General features: G+C 66.7%; 11 protein-coding genes. 1 reads left to right on the forward strand and 10 read right to left on the reverse strand.

The genetic code is table 11. From position 1 onward, the window contains the following. Positions 1 to 59 precede the first annotated feature (59 nt). The 9 genes from JOY29_RS07640 to JOY29_RS07680 form a co-directional block, all read right to left on the reverse strand. Positions 60 to 2,081, reverse strand: a complete 2,022-nt coding sequence (locus tag JOY29_RS07640; protein WP_300972934.1) for a PAS domain-containing protein — start codon at positions 2,079 to 2,081, stop codon at positions 60 to 62. A 39-nt stretch (positions 2,082 to 2,120) separates the two neighbouring features. Continuing rightward, positions 2,121 to 2,762 carry a chemotaxis protein CheX gene (locus tag JOY29_RS07645; protein WP_300972935.1) on the reverse strand — a complete coding sequence of 214 codons (642 nt, stop codon included), beginning with the start codon at positions 2,760 to 2,762 and terminating at the stop codon, positions 2,121 to 2,123. Continuing rightward, the gene (locus JOY29_RS07650) at positions 2,759 to 3,133 is read right to left on the reverse strand and encodes a response regulator transcription factor (RefSeq protein WP_367280008.1); all 375 of its coding nucleotides are present in this window, start codon (positions 3,131 to 3,133) and stop codon (positions 2,759 to 2,761) included. Before JOY29_RS07650 ends, JOY29_RS07645 begins: the two co-directional genes overlap by 4 nt. Positions 3,134 to 3,228: 95 nt before the next feature. Continuing rightward, positions 3,229 to 3,489, reverse strand: a complete 261-nt coding sequence (locus JOY29_RS07655) for a hypothetical protein (protein ID WP_300972937.1) — start codon at positions 3,487 to 3,489, stop codon at positions 3,229 to 3,231. Next, the gene (locus JOY29_RS07660) at positions 3,486 to 5,429 is read right to left on the reverse strand and encodes a chemotaxis protein CheA (protein WP_300972938.1); all 1,944 of its coding nucleotides are present in this window, start codon (positions 5,427 to 5,429) and stop codon (positions 3,486 to 3,488) included. The genes JOY29_RS07655 and JOY29_RS07660 overlap by 4 nt, the downstream gene beginning before the upstream one ends. Further along, complete coding sequence (locus tag JOY29_RS07665; RefSeq protein ID WP_300972939.1) at positions 5,429 to 6,262, reverse strand: protein-glutamate O-methyltransferase CheR; 834 nt, start codon at positions 6,260 to 6,262, stop codon at positions 5,429 to 5,431. Before JOY29_RS07665 ends, JOY29_RS07660 begins: the two co-directional genes overlap by 1 nt. Continuing rightward, positions 6,259 to 7,350, reverse strand: coding sequence for a chemotaxis-specific protein-glutamate methyltransferase CheB (gene cheB / locus JOY29_RS07670; RefSeq protein WP_300972940.1), 1,092 nt, complete (start codon positions 7,348 to 7,350; stop codon positions 6,259 to 6,261). Before cheB ends, JOY29_RS07665 begins: the two co-directional genes overlap by 4 nt. Then, entirely contained in the window at positions 7,347 to 8,747 is a 1,401-nt protein-coding gene (locus tag JOY29_RS07675; protein ID WP_300972941.1) for a chemotaxis protein CheW, read from the reverse strand. The genes cheB and JOY29_RS07675 overlap by 4 nt, the downstream gene beginning before the upstream one ends. A 14-nt stretch (positions 8,748 to 8,761) precedes the next feature. Continuing rightward, positions 8,762 to 10,642 carry a methyl-accepting chemotaxis protein gene (locus tag JOY29_RS07680; RefSeq protein ID WP_300972942.1) on the reverse strand — a complete coding sequence of 627 codons (1,881 nt, stop codon included), beginning with the start codon at positions 10,640 to 10,642 and terminating at the stop codon, positions 8,762 to 8,764. Positions 10,643 to 11,098: 456 nt separating this feature from the next. Between JOY29_RS07680 and JOY29_RS07685 the strand changes: the two genes are divergently transcribed. After that, the gene (locus JOY29_RS07685) at positions 11,099 to 11,548 is read left to right on the forward strand and encodes a hypothetical protein (protein ID WP_300972943.1); all 450 of its coding nucleotides are present in this window, start codon (positions 11,099 to 11,101) and stop codon (positions 11,546 to 11,548) included. A gap of 4 nt (positions 11,549 to 11,552) precedes the next feature. Here JOY29_RS07685 and JOY29_RS07690 read toward each other — a convergent pair whose 3' ends face one another. Continuing rightward, on the reverse strand, positions 11,553 to 12,497 hold the full coding sequence (locus JOY29_RS07690) for a glycosyltransferase family A protein (protein ID WP_300972944.1): 945 nt from the start codon (positions 12,495 to 12,497) through the stop codon (positions 11,553 to 11,555). Positions 12,498 to 12,591: the final 94 nt, after the last annotated feature.

Raw genomic sequence — 12,591 nt, forward strand, 5'->3', positions numbered from 1 at the left:
ATAGAATAGAGCCGATCGCGCGCTCGAGAGCCTTACCAGCACTGCGACGAAGGAGGACGTCAATTGCGCCGAACGGGATCTGAATCCAGAATCTCCGTCACGCGCGCCGCAAGCGCCTGCAAGGTAAAGGGCTTGGACAGAAGCACCACGCCATCCTCGACCCTGCCGCCGGTGGTGATCACCTCGCCGGGATAGCCGGACATGTGCAGCACCTTGATGCCCGGATCCGACTGCCGAGCCTTCTGCGCCAGTTCGCGTCCGGTCATTCCCGGCATGACGACGTCGGTCAGGAGCAGATGAATTCGGCCCTTGTGCCGCTCGAGCAGGGACAGCGCTTCCTCGCCCCCGCTCGCCTGCACGACCTCGTAACCGAGCTCGCGCAATCCTTCGGCGGCGAACAGCCGGACGTCGTCGTCGTCCTCGACGACGAGGATGGTCGAGGTCCGCTCGTTCTTCCGGGCATCGTGGACCGGCCCGGGCGCGACGTTCTTCGCTTCCTCGGGCGATCGTGGCAGCAAGATGCTGATCGTGGTGCCCTCACCCGCAGCCGAGCGGATGCGAACATCGCCGCCGGACTGATGAGCGAAGCCGAACACCATCGACAAACCCAGCCCGGTGCCCTTGCCGACCTCCTTGGTGGTGAAGAAGGGATCGAATGCCCGCTCGAGAACCTCTGCGGTCATCCCGGAGCCCGTGTCCGAGACCAGCAGGCAGACATAGTCGCCGGCCGGGAGAGTTTCGGGCGGGTCGCCTGCCCCGATCCTACTATTCTGCGCGCTGATGGTCAGCGTTCCTTCGCCGTCCATGGCATCGCGGGCATTGACGGCCATGTTGAGGATGGCGCTTTCGAGCTGGTTCGTGTCGGCCTCGACGCACCACAGGCCGGGCGGAAACTCCATCCTGATATCGATCTGCTCGCCCAGTGACCGGTTGAGGAGCTCGAACATGCCCTGCACCAGCCTGGCCACGTCAACCGACGTCGGCTCCAGCGGCTGGCGGCGGGAGAAGGCGAGCAGCCGCTGGGTGAGCGAGGCGGCCCGTTCCGAGCTCTTGAGGGCATTCGTCAGGGATCGCTCAACCCGCTCGTCGCTGCTTCCGCCGAGCCTGCGGCGGGCCATGTCCAGATTGCCGATGATGACGGTGAGCAGGTTGTTGAAGTCGTGCGCGATGCCGCCGGTGAGCTGGCCGATGGCTTCCATCTTCTGGGCCTGGCGAAGCCGCTCCTCGACCTGCTGGCGGCTCCGCACCTCCTCTTCCACGCGCTTTTCGAGGTTGCGGTTAAGGTCGTTGAGCTGATCCTGCGTGCGCTTGAAATCGGTGATGTCGAAGATGACCCCGATCTGCCGGGGAGCAGAGCCTTCGGTTTCCGAGAGGATCTCGCCCCGGCGTGCGATCCACCGATGTTCGCCGGTGTCGGCGCGCCGAATGCGATATTCCCGGTTCCCGAGATTGCGGGCGGGACGGCTGTCGAGGAGCGGCCGGTCGCCGTCCACGATGAGCGCGTTTACCGCCGCGACCGAGAGGACCGGGGAGGCCTCCAGACCGAGCAGCTCGCAGAATTGCGCCGACACAGTGGCGGTCGGCAGCCCGGGCACATATTCGAACGTGCCCACTCCGCCGGCCGTCTGGGCAATGCGCAACCGTTCCTCGACGCGCTGCCGGGCGGTGATGTCGACGAGGATGCCGGCGAAGCGTTCCGGCTGGTCCTGCTCGCCGAAGGAGCAGCGGCCATGGGCCTCGACCCACCGCAGGCTGCCATCCGGGGCGATGACCCGGTAGCTCTTGCAGAACACCTCGGCGCCGTGGAGCATGGCCGACACGGCAACCCGGATGCGCGGTGCATCGTCGGGATGGATTCCTGAAAAGAAGCTGGCGACCGGCAATCCGGCAGCGGCGTCAGCAGCCTCTATCCCCTGGAAGGCAGCCAGCCGGGAATCGAGATAAAGCCGGCGATTGGCGATGTCCCAGTCCCAGCTGCCGACCGATCCGGCAGCGGCGAGGGAGATGCTCAGCCGCTCCTGCAGTTCCTTCAGGCGCGCGCCTCCCGGGTCCTCTTCCGGCACTGCGGAATGCAGGTTCATCCTTCCGCCCATTTTCCTGAGGAGCAGGAGCAGCTCATCTCAGAAGTCCTCGGCCATGGTTTCGGCGATGAAGCCGCCAAGCAGTTCCTTCAAGGCGATAAGCGATGACATGTTCATCATCATCGCGATGTACCCCTGGAGATCGCGCTCGCGGACCGAAAAGGTGATGTACAGGAAGAGGACCAGGCCGACGTCCTCCTCCTCGCCCGGCTGGCTCAGCAGGTCGGTGCCGCCACCCTTGACGACCTGGGGGATCGACATGGTGAGCGGCCGTTTCAGCATGTTCGCCATCGTCGCCAGACAGCTGTTGAGGATCACGTTGCCGGTTTCGGTAAGGGCTTCCTCCTCCAGATCCACAACTTCGTCGTGAGACATTTCGGGACCGGTGACCGCTCGGACCAGCTCAAGGCTTCGGGCCTGGGGGAAGATCAGCAGCGCGCCGCCGGAAAAGGCACCGGTAAAGCTCTGCCTCACCGCGACCAGCTGGTCGCCGCCCTGCTGCACCAGCAGCCCTGCCGCCCGCTCGAAGCTGAGCACCTCCACGCTCGGCACGGATAGCAGCACATGCTGGCCGATCATCTTGCGCAGGGAGAGCGCGGCCCTGCTGACGCCGATATTCACGACTTCGGTCAGTGCATCCTTCTCGAGCTCGGACAGCTCGATCACGTCCGCAGCGTTCATCCGGCCGACCGGATGCGAAGCGCCGCCCCCGAGAGAAAGCCCTGCAAACCCTCGGCCGTCAGCGGTTTCGCAACGAAGGAAGCGTTGATCTCGCGCGCCCGAGCGATGATCTCGTCCTGGATATTCGCGGTGATGATGGCGATCGGCATCTGAGGGTGGCTCTCGCGAAGTTCAGCCGCGAGCGACAGGCCATCGCGCTCCGCCATGTTGAAGTCGATCAGGGCGAGGTCGATCTTCTCGCGATCCAGGATTTCAACCGCTTCTGCCGCACTGCCGGCCTCGATCTTCTGCCAGTCGGGCTGAAGCGTGCGCAGCGCCTTGCCGGCATTGATCCTCGCAAGCTTGCTGTCGTCCACGACAAGAACATTCACGCTCACCTGCAACCCCCTGTCTGACGCACTCGCCATGCCTGCTTCCGTTCAGCACCGGATACACCAAGAACGGAACAGACACGCACCAATTGCCTTCACGCGATCGGGCTTGCGCCCCGACCTCCCGTTGCGTCGAGAAGACGACACAACCACTCTGCGAGTAGTGGAGCCCCATCGGACGTGATGCCGACGCCACTCGCCCAAACTATCTGAACAAGGGCAGTATGCAAATACTCGCAGCGGGCAAGATTGACGGGCCGCGGGCGCTCAAGAAGGAGCTGCAACAACCCTTCGGCTTCTTCCGCGCCGCATCTGCCGACGAGATGCACGATGTCGTCACTCGCCTCGATCGTCATGCGACGACTTCCCCAAGGTTGAGGATGAAGAGAATGCTTCCATCACCCGTCAGCGTGGTGCCGGCCACCACCGGAACGGCAGACAGCAGGCCAGTCATGGGGCGGAGGATCACTTCCGACCGAGAAGAGAAGTCGTCCACGGCAAAGCCCACCAGTCCTTCCGGTCCTTCGATCACCAGCACCCGCAAGTCGCCGGCCGGCCGCTCTCCTCCAAGCCCGAGCAAGCGTGCAAGGTCGAGTAGCGGCACCGTCCGGTCGCGAATGACGAAGGCTTCGCCGGTTCCCACCGGCCGAACGGCACCGGGCGATATGCGAGCGGTCTGGACGACCGAGTCCATCGGGACGGCGAATTGCTGTCCGGCGACGGTGACGGTCAGGACGGAGGTAAGCGCAGCCGTCGCAGGCAAATGGGCGCTGACCCTGGTCCCCTTGCCTGGGCTGCTGTCCAGGACCACCCGGCCACCCAGCCGCTCCACGGCCGCCTTGACCGCATCCATGCCGACGCCCCGGCCGGACAGATCGGTGATCTCGGCGGCTGAGGAAAAGCCGGGAGCGAACACCAGCTGCATCGCCGCCTCGTCCGTCAGTGCCGCGGCCCCGTCTGCCGAATGCAGCCCGCGCTTCACGGCCAGCTCGCGCATGACCGCGGGATCGATCCCCTGGCCATCATCGGCAAGGGTCACCACGACCTGACCGCCGGACGAGTGGGCCGACAGGGTGATCTCGCCCCGGGCCGGTTTGCCTGCGGCCAAGCGCCGATCCGGCACTTCGATGCCATGGTCGAGGGCGTTTCTGGCCAGGTGCAGCAACGGGTCGAACAGCGCGTCGGCGATCGCCTTGTCGACCTTCGTCTCCATTCCCTGCAGCTTCACCTCGACTTCCCGGCCGAGCTTTGGGGCCGTATCGCGAACCATGCGGGCGATCCGCCGGAGAACGCGATCGACCGGCACCATCCGCATCGCCATCACGGCCCGATGCATGTCTCGAAGGACGCGGTCCATGGTCGCGCCCGACGCCCTGAGGCTCGCCTCCCCTCCGGTTCGAACCGACTTCTCCGCCACCGTTCCGAACTCGTTCCGGGCGATCAGCAACTCGCCCATGAGGTCGAGCAAGCGATCCACCTGCTCGGCTTCGACCCGGATGGTCGGGTCGGCGGCGGCCTGCGGGATCACAGCGGGCTCCGGTGTCGCAAGCGCCGGCCCGGTCGCAACCACCTCCACCTGGTCCGGAATGAGCCGGAAGACCGACCTGACGTCCGCCAGTTCGGCGGTGCTCAAGGCGTCGATGGCCAGCATGCAACGGTAGGGGTCGAACTGGTCGAGAAGCGGCCAATCCTCGCGTGCGGCCACTCGAACGGCGATCAGGCCGGGCACGGAGCCGATCAGGGCGAGAGGATCGTCGCCAGCGAAGAAACAGTCCTCGCGCGGGAGGTAGCGGATGGCGGAAAGCCGCTGGCCGCGGGCGCCCGCAGCCGCAATGGCCTCTCCCTCCGCTTCCACCAGCGCCTTGGCCCACGCATCATACCGGGTAGGAACGCGGCCGGGCTCAGCGGGAGAATCGCCGGCCAGCGCACGCAACTGAGCACTGATCCCGGCCGCTATGCCGTCCGCATCGTCGGCGATGCGGCCCTGACTTGCCAGAGCGTCGATCCAGCGGTCGCATTGGTCGATGCAGCTCAGCAGCGCGCGGGCGGCAGCGGCAGAGATCGGCTGCGAGGAGGAACGCGCCGCACCGAGCAGATCCTCGGCCGCGTGCAGCATGGATTCCATTGGCAGAAGGCTGACGATCGCCGCCGACCCCTTCAGCGTGTGCACCGCGCGGAAGGCACTGTCGATGGCCTGGCGGGCACTTCCGTCGCTGACCAGCGCCGTGCAATCGTCGGCTGCCTGCGCGATGAGGTCACGCCCTTCGATCAGGAATTGCTCGAGCAGCTCATCCATCAGCAACGCCGATAGGTGATGGCGTCGGGGAAGCGGCAAAGCTCGAACAGGTCGGAGATCCGGTTCATGCTCTCGGTATGGCCGAGGCACAGGTAGCCGCCGGGCGCGAGCGCGCGGTGGAGGTGCCGGGCTGCCAGCTTGCGGGACTCTTCGTCGAAGTAGATCAGGAGGTTGCGGCAGAAGATCACGTCGAACTGACCCATCGTTGCCATCGCGCCTTCGTCGGCGAGGTTGCACGGCACGAACTTCACCGATTCCTTGAGGTCGTCGATGATCTCGCGCGTGCCATGTGCCTCCGACTCGAAGTAGCCGTCGACTACTTCTGGCGGAAGCTTGGACAGAGCGCGTGTGCCGTAGCGGCCTTCTATCGCAGCCGCGATCGCGTTGGTGTCGATGTCGGAGCCGACGATCTCGATATGATAGACGTCGACCATCGCCCAATTCTCGAGCAGCCAGAGGGCAATGGAATAAGCCTCCTCGCCCGTCGAGCACGGCATGGACCAGATGCGCACGAGGTCGCCGGGACGCCGCGTCCGGACGATCTCGGGCAGCATCGACCGGCTGAGGCAGCGCAGTTGATGCTCCTCCCGGAAGAAATAGGTTTCGTTGACGGTGAAGCTGTTGATGAGCCGCTGCGCCTCGGCGCCATCCAGACGAAGCACGCTCTGGTAATCGGCGAAGTCGCGACTGCCGGTCGCCGCCATCCGCTCGGCGAGCCGGCGCTCGACGTAATAGCGCTTCTTCTTCTCGAAGCGCATGCCCGTGCGACGATAGACGAAGTCGGTCAACCGGCCGAGATCTTCCTTGCTGAGCAGGGGCGTGTCCGCGTTCATGCGAGCGCCTCGACCAGCAGGTCAGCGATACGCTCGAGCGGCGCCACGGCACTTGCTCCGTCGAGCTTCACCAGCTCGCCCGGCATGCCCCATACGACGGCGGTCTCTTCCGCCTCGGCGACGGTGCGCCCGCCGCCCGCCTTGATCTCGGCCATGGCGGCAGCCCCGTCATTGCCCATGCCCGTCATGAGCACGCCAATCAGCTGATCGGCCGGCACCGCGGCCAAGGCGCTGCGTACCAGCCTGTCGGCGCTGGGGTGCCACGGGTAGGCAGGATCGGCGGGCGCGGCACTTGCCACCAGCACCTCGCCCCGGCGGCGGACCACCATGTCTGCCTCGCCCTTCGCGATGTATACGGTACCAGGCTTCAGGGCTGTCGGCGCAGACAGCTCGACGATGCGAAGTGCGGACAGCCGGTCGAGCCGAGCCGCCAGAGCCGAAGTGAAGAAGGCCGGCATGTGCTGCGCGACCAGGATCGGCCAGGGAAATTCCGCCGGCATGCCGGTCAACAGCACCTCGAGCGCGCGCGGCCCGCCGGTGGATGTGCCGACCACGACCAGTCCCGGAGCAGTCCCGCGGTTCACCGGAGGCAGCGCCGCTGGCGCAAGCTCGGCCGGCACTTCGCGCCCCTTGGTACGGGCAATCCGCCGGCTGCGCGCCCGGACTCGGTCGGTCAGGCGGGTACTCGCCTTCACCCTGGCGGTTGCCGCCGCCCTCACCTTGTCGATCAGCAGCGGCCTCAAGGCATCGATCTCCAGCGATACCGCGCCTTCGGGCTTGGGGATGAAGTCCACCGCGCCGAGCTCCAGCGCGGTCATCGTCTCGGCCGCGCCTTCGGCCGTCCGGCCGGACAGCATCACCACCGGACAGGGCCGCTCCAACATGATCCGGTCGAGACAGGCGATTCCGTCCAGCGTCGGCATGTGCACGTCAAGCGTGATCACGTCGGGCTGAAAGCTATGAAGCTTGTCCAAGGCTTCCGCCCCGTCACGGGCCAACTCTATCTCGAAGCCCTCTTCAGGAGTGAAGATGCCGCCCAGCAGGCGGCGCATGAGCGGCGAATCGTCAACGATCAGGAGTCGGGTCATGCAGGTGCCGACAGGTCCTTGTGCATGTCTGCGATCATGTCCTGCTCCGCCTTGTCCAGCAGTTCCTGCGGGTCGATCAGCAGGACCATGCCGCCGCCTTCCACCATTCCGATCCGGTGGATGGTGCGATTGTCCTCAGCGGCGAGTTCAGGGCTGTCCTGAAGATCGGAGCCGCTCAGCCGCACGATGCCCGAGACTGAATCCACGACAAAGCCCGCACTGCCCCGGCCCGTGCGGACGACGACGACCCGCCGCTTTGCCGTCGCCGCTTCCGCAAGGTTGAAGCGCCGTGCCTGGTCGATGACCGGGATGACCCGGCCCCGCAGATCCATCACCCCTTCGACGAAGGCAGGCGCCCCGGGCAGGCGGGACAGCCGCTCCGGAACCCGCGAGACTTCCTCCACGCACGCGAGCGGCAGGCCGAAGCTGTTCTCGCCGAGCGTGAATACGAGCAACTCTTCCGTCTCGGACACCGTGGCTTCCTCTCCTTCGCCGCCCTCCTCCTCCGACGCGACCTGCTCGCGGAGTCGCTCGGCGAGGCCATCTCGAAGCAGGTGATCGGTCGACAGGACGGAGACCAGTCTCCGGCCCTGGTCGAGGCGGCAGACGGACTGGACCTGCGCTTCCTGGCTGCCGCGCGTGAGGACCGGTGGCACCGGGTCGATCGCGGCCGGCGGAACCCGGAGGATGGCGCGGGGGCTGTCGATGACGAGCCCGACGCGGCTTCCGCCAAGCTCCGCCACCACCACCCGCTGCGCCTGCTCCGGCCGGCCCTGGAAGCCGAGCAGAACGGCAAGGTCGACGAGCGGCAGCAATCGCCCGCGCAGCGCCATCACGCCGCGCATCACCCGATCGGTATGCGGGACCCGTGCGACATCCGAGGGCAGTGCAACGACCTCCGACACGCTGCCGAGCGGAAGCGCAAACTCCTGCCCGCCGACATCGAAGCTGAGGAATTCGGACAATCTCTCCGCCGCCTCCGCAGCGGCTGGCGTGCGTCGTGTCGGGGCTGCAGCCCGGGACGACGACTGTCGAGCAAAGCCCGAGGCGAGCAGTGCCGGCAGATCGATCATCCGGCCGGGCTGCGCCGGCGTGCCGACCTCCGAGCACGGTACCATGGCTGAAACGCGGTCCACCAGCAGTCCAACGGGGCCGTCCTGCTCGATCACGATCACCCGGCTCTCGCCGGCTCCGGATGCGCTCTCCTGAGACAGCAACTTCGCCATGGACACGACCGGGACCACCCGTCCGCGGAGGCTGACGACGCCCGCCAGCGCTGCAGGCGCGAGCGGCGGACGCACGAGCCGAGGCTGGCGGACCACCTCGGTGACGGCGCTTGCCGCAACGGCCAGCCGCTCCGCTCCGACCTCGAAGGCCAGGGCGGAGCTGGATTGCACGGCGCCGTCCACGTTCAGGCCTCGACCTTCTGCAATTCGGCGGCGATGGAAGCGATCTCCTCGATCGCAGCGGCAAGATCCTCCGCTCCGCGCGCCTGCTGGCCCGCGGCCGCGGCGGCCTGTGCGGCGGCACTCGATGCCTGCTCCGCCACTGCAGCGATCTGCTCGGCTCCCTGAGCGACCTGCGCTGATGCCGAAAGGATCAGCTCGGCCCCGCTCACCACGTTGGCGCTGCCGCGGCCGAGCGCCTCGACCCGGGCACCGACATCCGCCAGCTGTTCGATGATCCGGCTGTTCCTGGCGGCCTCGACCTCGCTGATCGCAGCAATCTGATCGAGGTCGCGGCGCAGGTCGGCGATCTGATCGCGCATGCCGTCGATGACGTCGCGGATCTGCTCGGCACCGGTGGAGGAGTCCCGCGCAAGCTTGCGGATATCATCGGACACGAGCGCGAAGCCGCGCCCCGCCTCGCCCGAGCGCGCCGCCTCGACCGAGCCGCTCACCGCCAGCATGTTGGTCTGGACCGCGATCAGCGACACGCCTTCCACCATCTTGCCAAGCTTGCGGCAGTCGCCTTCCAGTTGCTTCACCTGCAGCGCGACCGCGCGGATCTCGTGAAGCGCGGCGCCGGACCCGTCGACGAGGCCGCGGACGGCGGTTTCGCTTTCAGCCAGCAGGCCGGCGATGGCCTTGCTCCGGGCCAGCGCCTCGGAGGCGCGGTCGCGGGTCAGTTCGGCGGAGCGGGAGATTTCCGTCAGCGCGCTGGTCGATTCCTGCGTAGCGGAGGCCTGCAGCTCGGTGCTCCGCCCGATCTGATCGATCGCAGCCATGATCTGCGTGGCCGCGCCGGAGAGTTGCTGCACCGTTGCCGACAATTCCTCGGCCGAGGACGCCACCTGCTCGACAGCACTTGCAGCGATACCCTCGCCGGAGTGCAACTGGGCTGCAAGTTGAGCAAGGGCATGCGCCGCCTGCTGGCTCTGCTCGAGCGCGGTCGACTGCTGATCGATCCCCTGCAGCGCCTGACCGGCGCCTGCGGCCTGCTCCTCGGCCGCGCCGGCGATCTGCTCGGCCGCGCGCTGTGCCTCGCGGGACGCGGCCTCGGCTTCGACCGCGGATAGCAGGATCGCCTGGGCCCCTCCAGAAATCTCACCCATGTCCTCGCGCAGCTGCAGCAGCTTGTCGGTCACGACACTGGCAGTCGCGACCTGTTCCGACGCCGTCTGCGATGCCTGGCGGATGCGTGTGGCCACATCCTGCACACGGTCGCGGATCGCCTCCGCCGACGAGTCGATCTCGTGCGCACTGCGTTCCGCATGCTCCGCCAGTGCGCGCACCTCGTCGGCAACGACGGAGAAGCCCCGGCCATTTTCCTCCGCCCGAGCAGCTTCGATCGCTGCGTTCAGCGCAAGCAGGTTGGTTTCTTCCGACATGTCGCCGACCGTTCGCGCGATCTGGCGGATGGAGCCAACCTGTTGCTCGAGCTGATCGGCATAGTCGACCGACGCCAGCTGCCGCGCCGAATTGGCCTCGATCGCCGCCAGGGATGCGCCGATCGCCGCAGAATTTTCCACGATGGAGTTCTGCAGCAGCTCGACGTCCTTTTGCGCGAGCTCGGCCTCGGCCCGCGCTTCCTCAAAGGCCTTCCCGAGCTGCTGGATCGCAGCGAGTGACTCCTGAGCGGCGCCCGCTGCCTCCTCGCTTCCGGTGGCAATCTGCTCCATCGCTTGGCGCAGCTGATTCGCCGAGGCGGATGCCTCGGTCAGTCCGCTTGCGAGTTCTTCGGTGGCAGCGCCTATCTGCTCCACCGCGCGCTCCTTGCGATCGGCGGTAGGAGGCAGTGCCGTGCGGCGGACCGGAGCGGCTACGGCGGTAGATGCGGCAGGCTCCTTCACGCCTCCCGCGGTGCGTCGCCCCTTACGCCCTACGTCCGAAGTCTTGACCAACGGCACATGCGTCTCCCGGAAAACCCAAAGCAGCAGAGTAGCGGCAGCGGCTGAACAATCCAGTGGGCGGGGGGAATCGCACAAGAAGCCTTGGCACTTCCGCCCGCGGAACATTCCGTGCTTGCCGCGTCCACGGTGCACGGGCGCCTCAGCCCTGATCCATGTCGAGAAAGTTGGAGACTTGCCCCACGAAACATGAGAACAAAACAAGAACATAGTTCGAGAGGGTGTCATGTTGGAGCTCATCGAGGCTTACATGCGAAGCAGGAGGATCGCGCCGACCAGGTTCGGGCGAGAAGCGGTTGGCGATCCGAATCTCGTGACCCAGTTGCGAGAAGGAAGGGTGTTGAGAGAGCGGACCGTCAGGAGGGTACAGGCTTACCTCGAGCAGAAGGTCGCTCAGCGATGAGGAGGGTTCGTGAAGCGGGAAACGTCATGCTGGGCGTTGCTCTCCTCCTCCCGGGCGAAGGTCTGCCGACCGCCAAGGCACAGTCGCCCGTGCCTACCCCCGATCTCGCCACCATCGGCCTGCTGGCGTTTGCGCTCGTGGCAGGGCTGGCCGCGGCGTACGGGCGGGAGCTGAATGCGCGGCGTGTGCCCGGACGTGCGTGGTGGGCGGCGCGCCTGCTTCTGCTGCCACTGCTGGCGATCGCTGTCGCGACGGCGAGCGAGGCTTTCCTGCTCGCCAAGAGCACGACCGCGTTCACGGCCGCCATGCTCTCGCTCGGCGGCTACGATTGCCTCAGGCTGGTCGAGGCGCAGTGGAAAAAGCGCCACTTCGGCGAGACGGGATCGCGTCGCCGGGGATCGGCGGGAGGCGGAAAGGTCCGCCTGGACCACCGGAAGGTGCCCTGAGGCCTCAGGGCCAGGCGAGCGGGGCCCTCTTGCCGCCTTCCACCATCCACCGGCTGGCGGTGCCGCTGGTCATGCGCACGGCGGCATCGAGCAGCGCCTTGGGGAGTGCACGGCTTCGAGTGCGGAGCAGCTGGCTCACCAGCTCGCCGGCGTCGCCGCGCGCGCCACCGAGGACGGCCCCCTTGAGGAGCCAGCACAGCATGTAGATGCGGTGGTCGTTGAAGCTTGCCCGAAGCTCGGGCCGGCGTTCGCAGAAGCGACCGGCGACCAGATCGAAGGACCGCATCATCTGCCGGGCGTTGCACGACATGTTGGCCGATCCGCGGCGGTAGGCGGTAAGCGGATCGCGGACGAGGGCGAGCCGGCTCACCTCCGCGATCTGAAGATAGAGCTGCAAGTCCTCGCACCCTTCCGCGCCCCGCTCGCGGAGACTGGAATCATAGCCGCCGAAGCATTCGACCAGCTGCCGCCGCATCAGCGCCGAGCTGCCGTTGCCGATGAAGTTGCGGCGGCAGAGGTCCTCGAACTGATTGGTGACGGGGAGGGCTCCGGCGCGGCGGGCGATCACCCGATCCTGCTCATCGATGACGCTGTAGCCGGTAGCGACCATCCCGACGGACGGATCTGCCTCAAGCTCTGCCAGCTGCCGCGCGATCTTGTCCGGGTGCCAGAGGTCGTCGGAGTCAATTGGAGCGACGAGGTCGCTGCGGCATTCGGCGATGCCGCGATTGCGGGCCGCTGCCACTCCGCCATTCGGCTGGTCGACAAGGCGGATCCGCGCATCCTCGCGGACATGGCGGGCAACGAGCTCCGCCGTCCGGTCCTTCGAGCCGTCGTCGACGACCACGATGTCGAGCTCAGCATGCGTCTGCGCGCGGACGCTGGCGATGGTGCGGCCGATCGTCCGCTCGGCATTGTAGGCCGGAATGACAACGCCAACGAGCGGCAACCCGATTCTCCCCGACGTCGAACCTGATCGGAAGTCGTGTCGAAGAACAGCTTCGCCGACTGCCTATCGCCTTGTGGACTCGCCTTAACTATCA

The sequence above is a fragment of the Sphingomonas sp. LHG3406-1 genome, from assembly GCF_029637485.1.
Lineage (GTDB): Bacteria > Pseudomonadota > Alphaproteobacteria > Sphingomonadales > Sphingomonadaceae > Sphingomicrobium.

Bases quoted from the DNA above. Each gene is read 5' to 3' on its own strand.
- cheB (WP_300972940.1), bottom strand. From the start codon at position 7,350: ATGACCCGACTCCTGATCGTTGACGATTCGCCGCTCATGCGCCGCCTG.
- JOY29_RS07655 (WP_300972937.1), bottom strand. From the start codon at position 3,489: ATGACGATCGAGGCGAGTGACGACATCGTGCATCTCGTCGGCAGATGC.
- JOY29_RS07645 (WP_300972935.1), bottom strand. From the start codon at position 2,762: ATGAACGCTGCGGACGTGATCGAGCTGTCCGAGCTCGAGAAGGATGCA.
- JOY29_RS07665 (WP_300972939.1), bottom strand. From the start codon at position 6,262: ATGAACGCGGACACGCCCCTGCTCAGCAAGGAAGATCTCGGCCGGTTG.
- JOY29_RS07660 (WP_300972938.1), bottom strand. From the start codon at position 5,429: ATGGATGAGCTGCTCGAGCAATTCCTGATCGAAGGGCGTGACCTCATC.
- JOY29_RS07640 (WP_300972934.1), bottom strand. From the start codon at position 2,081: ATGAACCTGCATTCCGCAGTGCCGGAAGAGGACCCGGGAGGCGCGCGC.
- JOY29_RS07685 (WP_300972943.1), top strand. From the start codon at position 11,099: ATGAGGAGGGTTCGTGAAGCGGGAAACGTCATGCTGGGCGTTGCTCTC.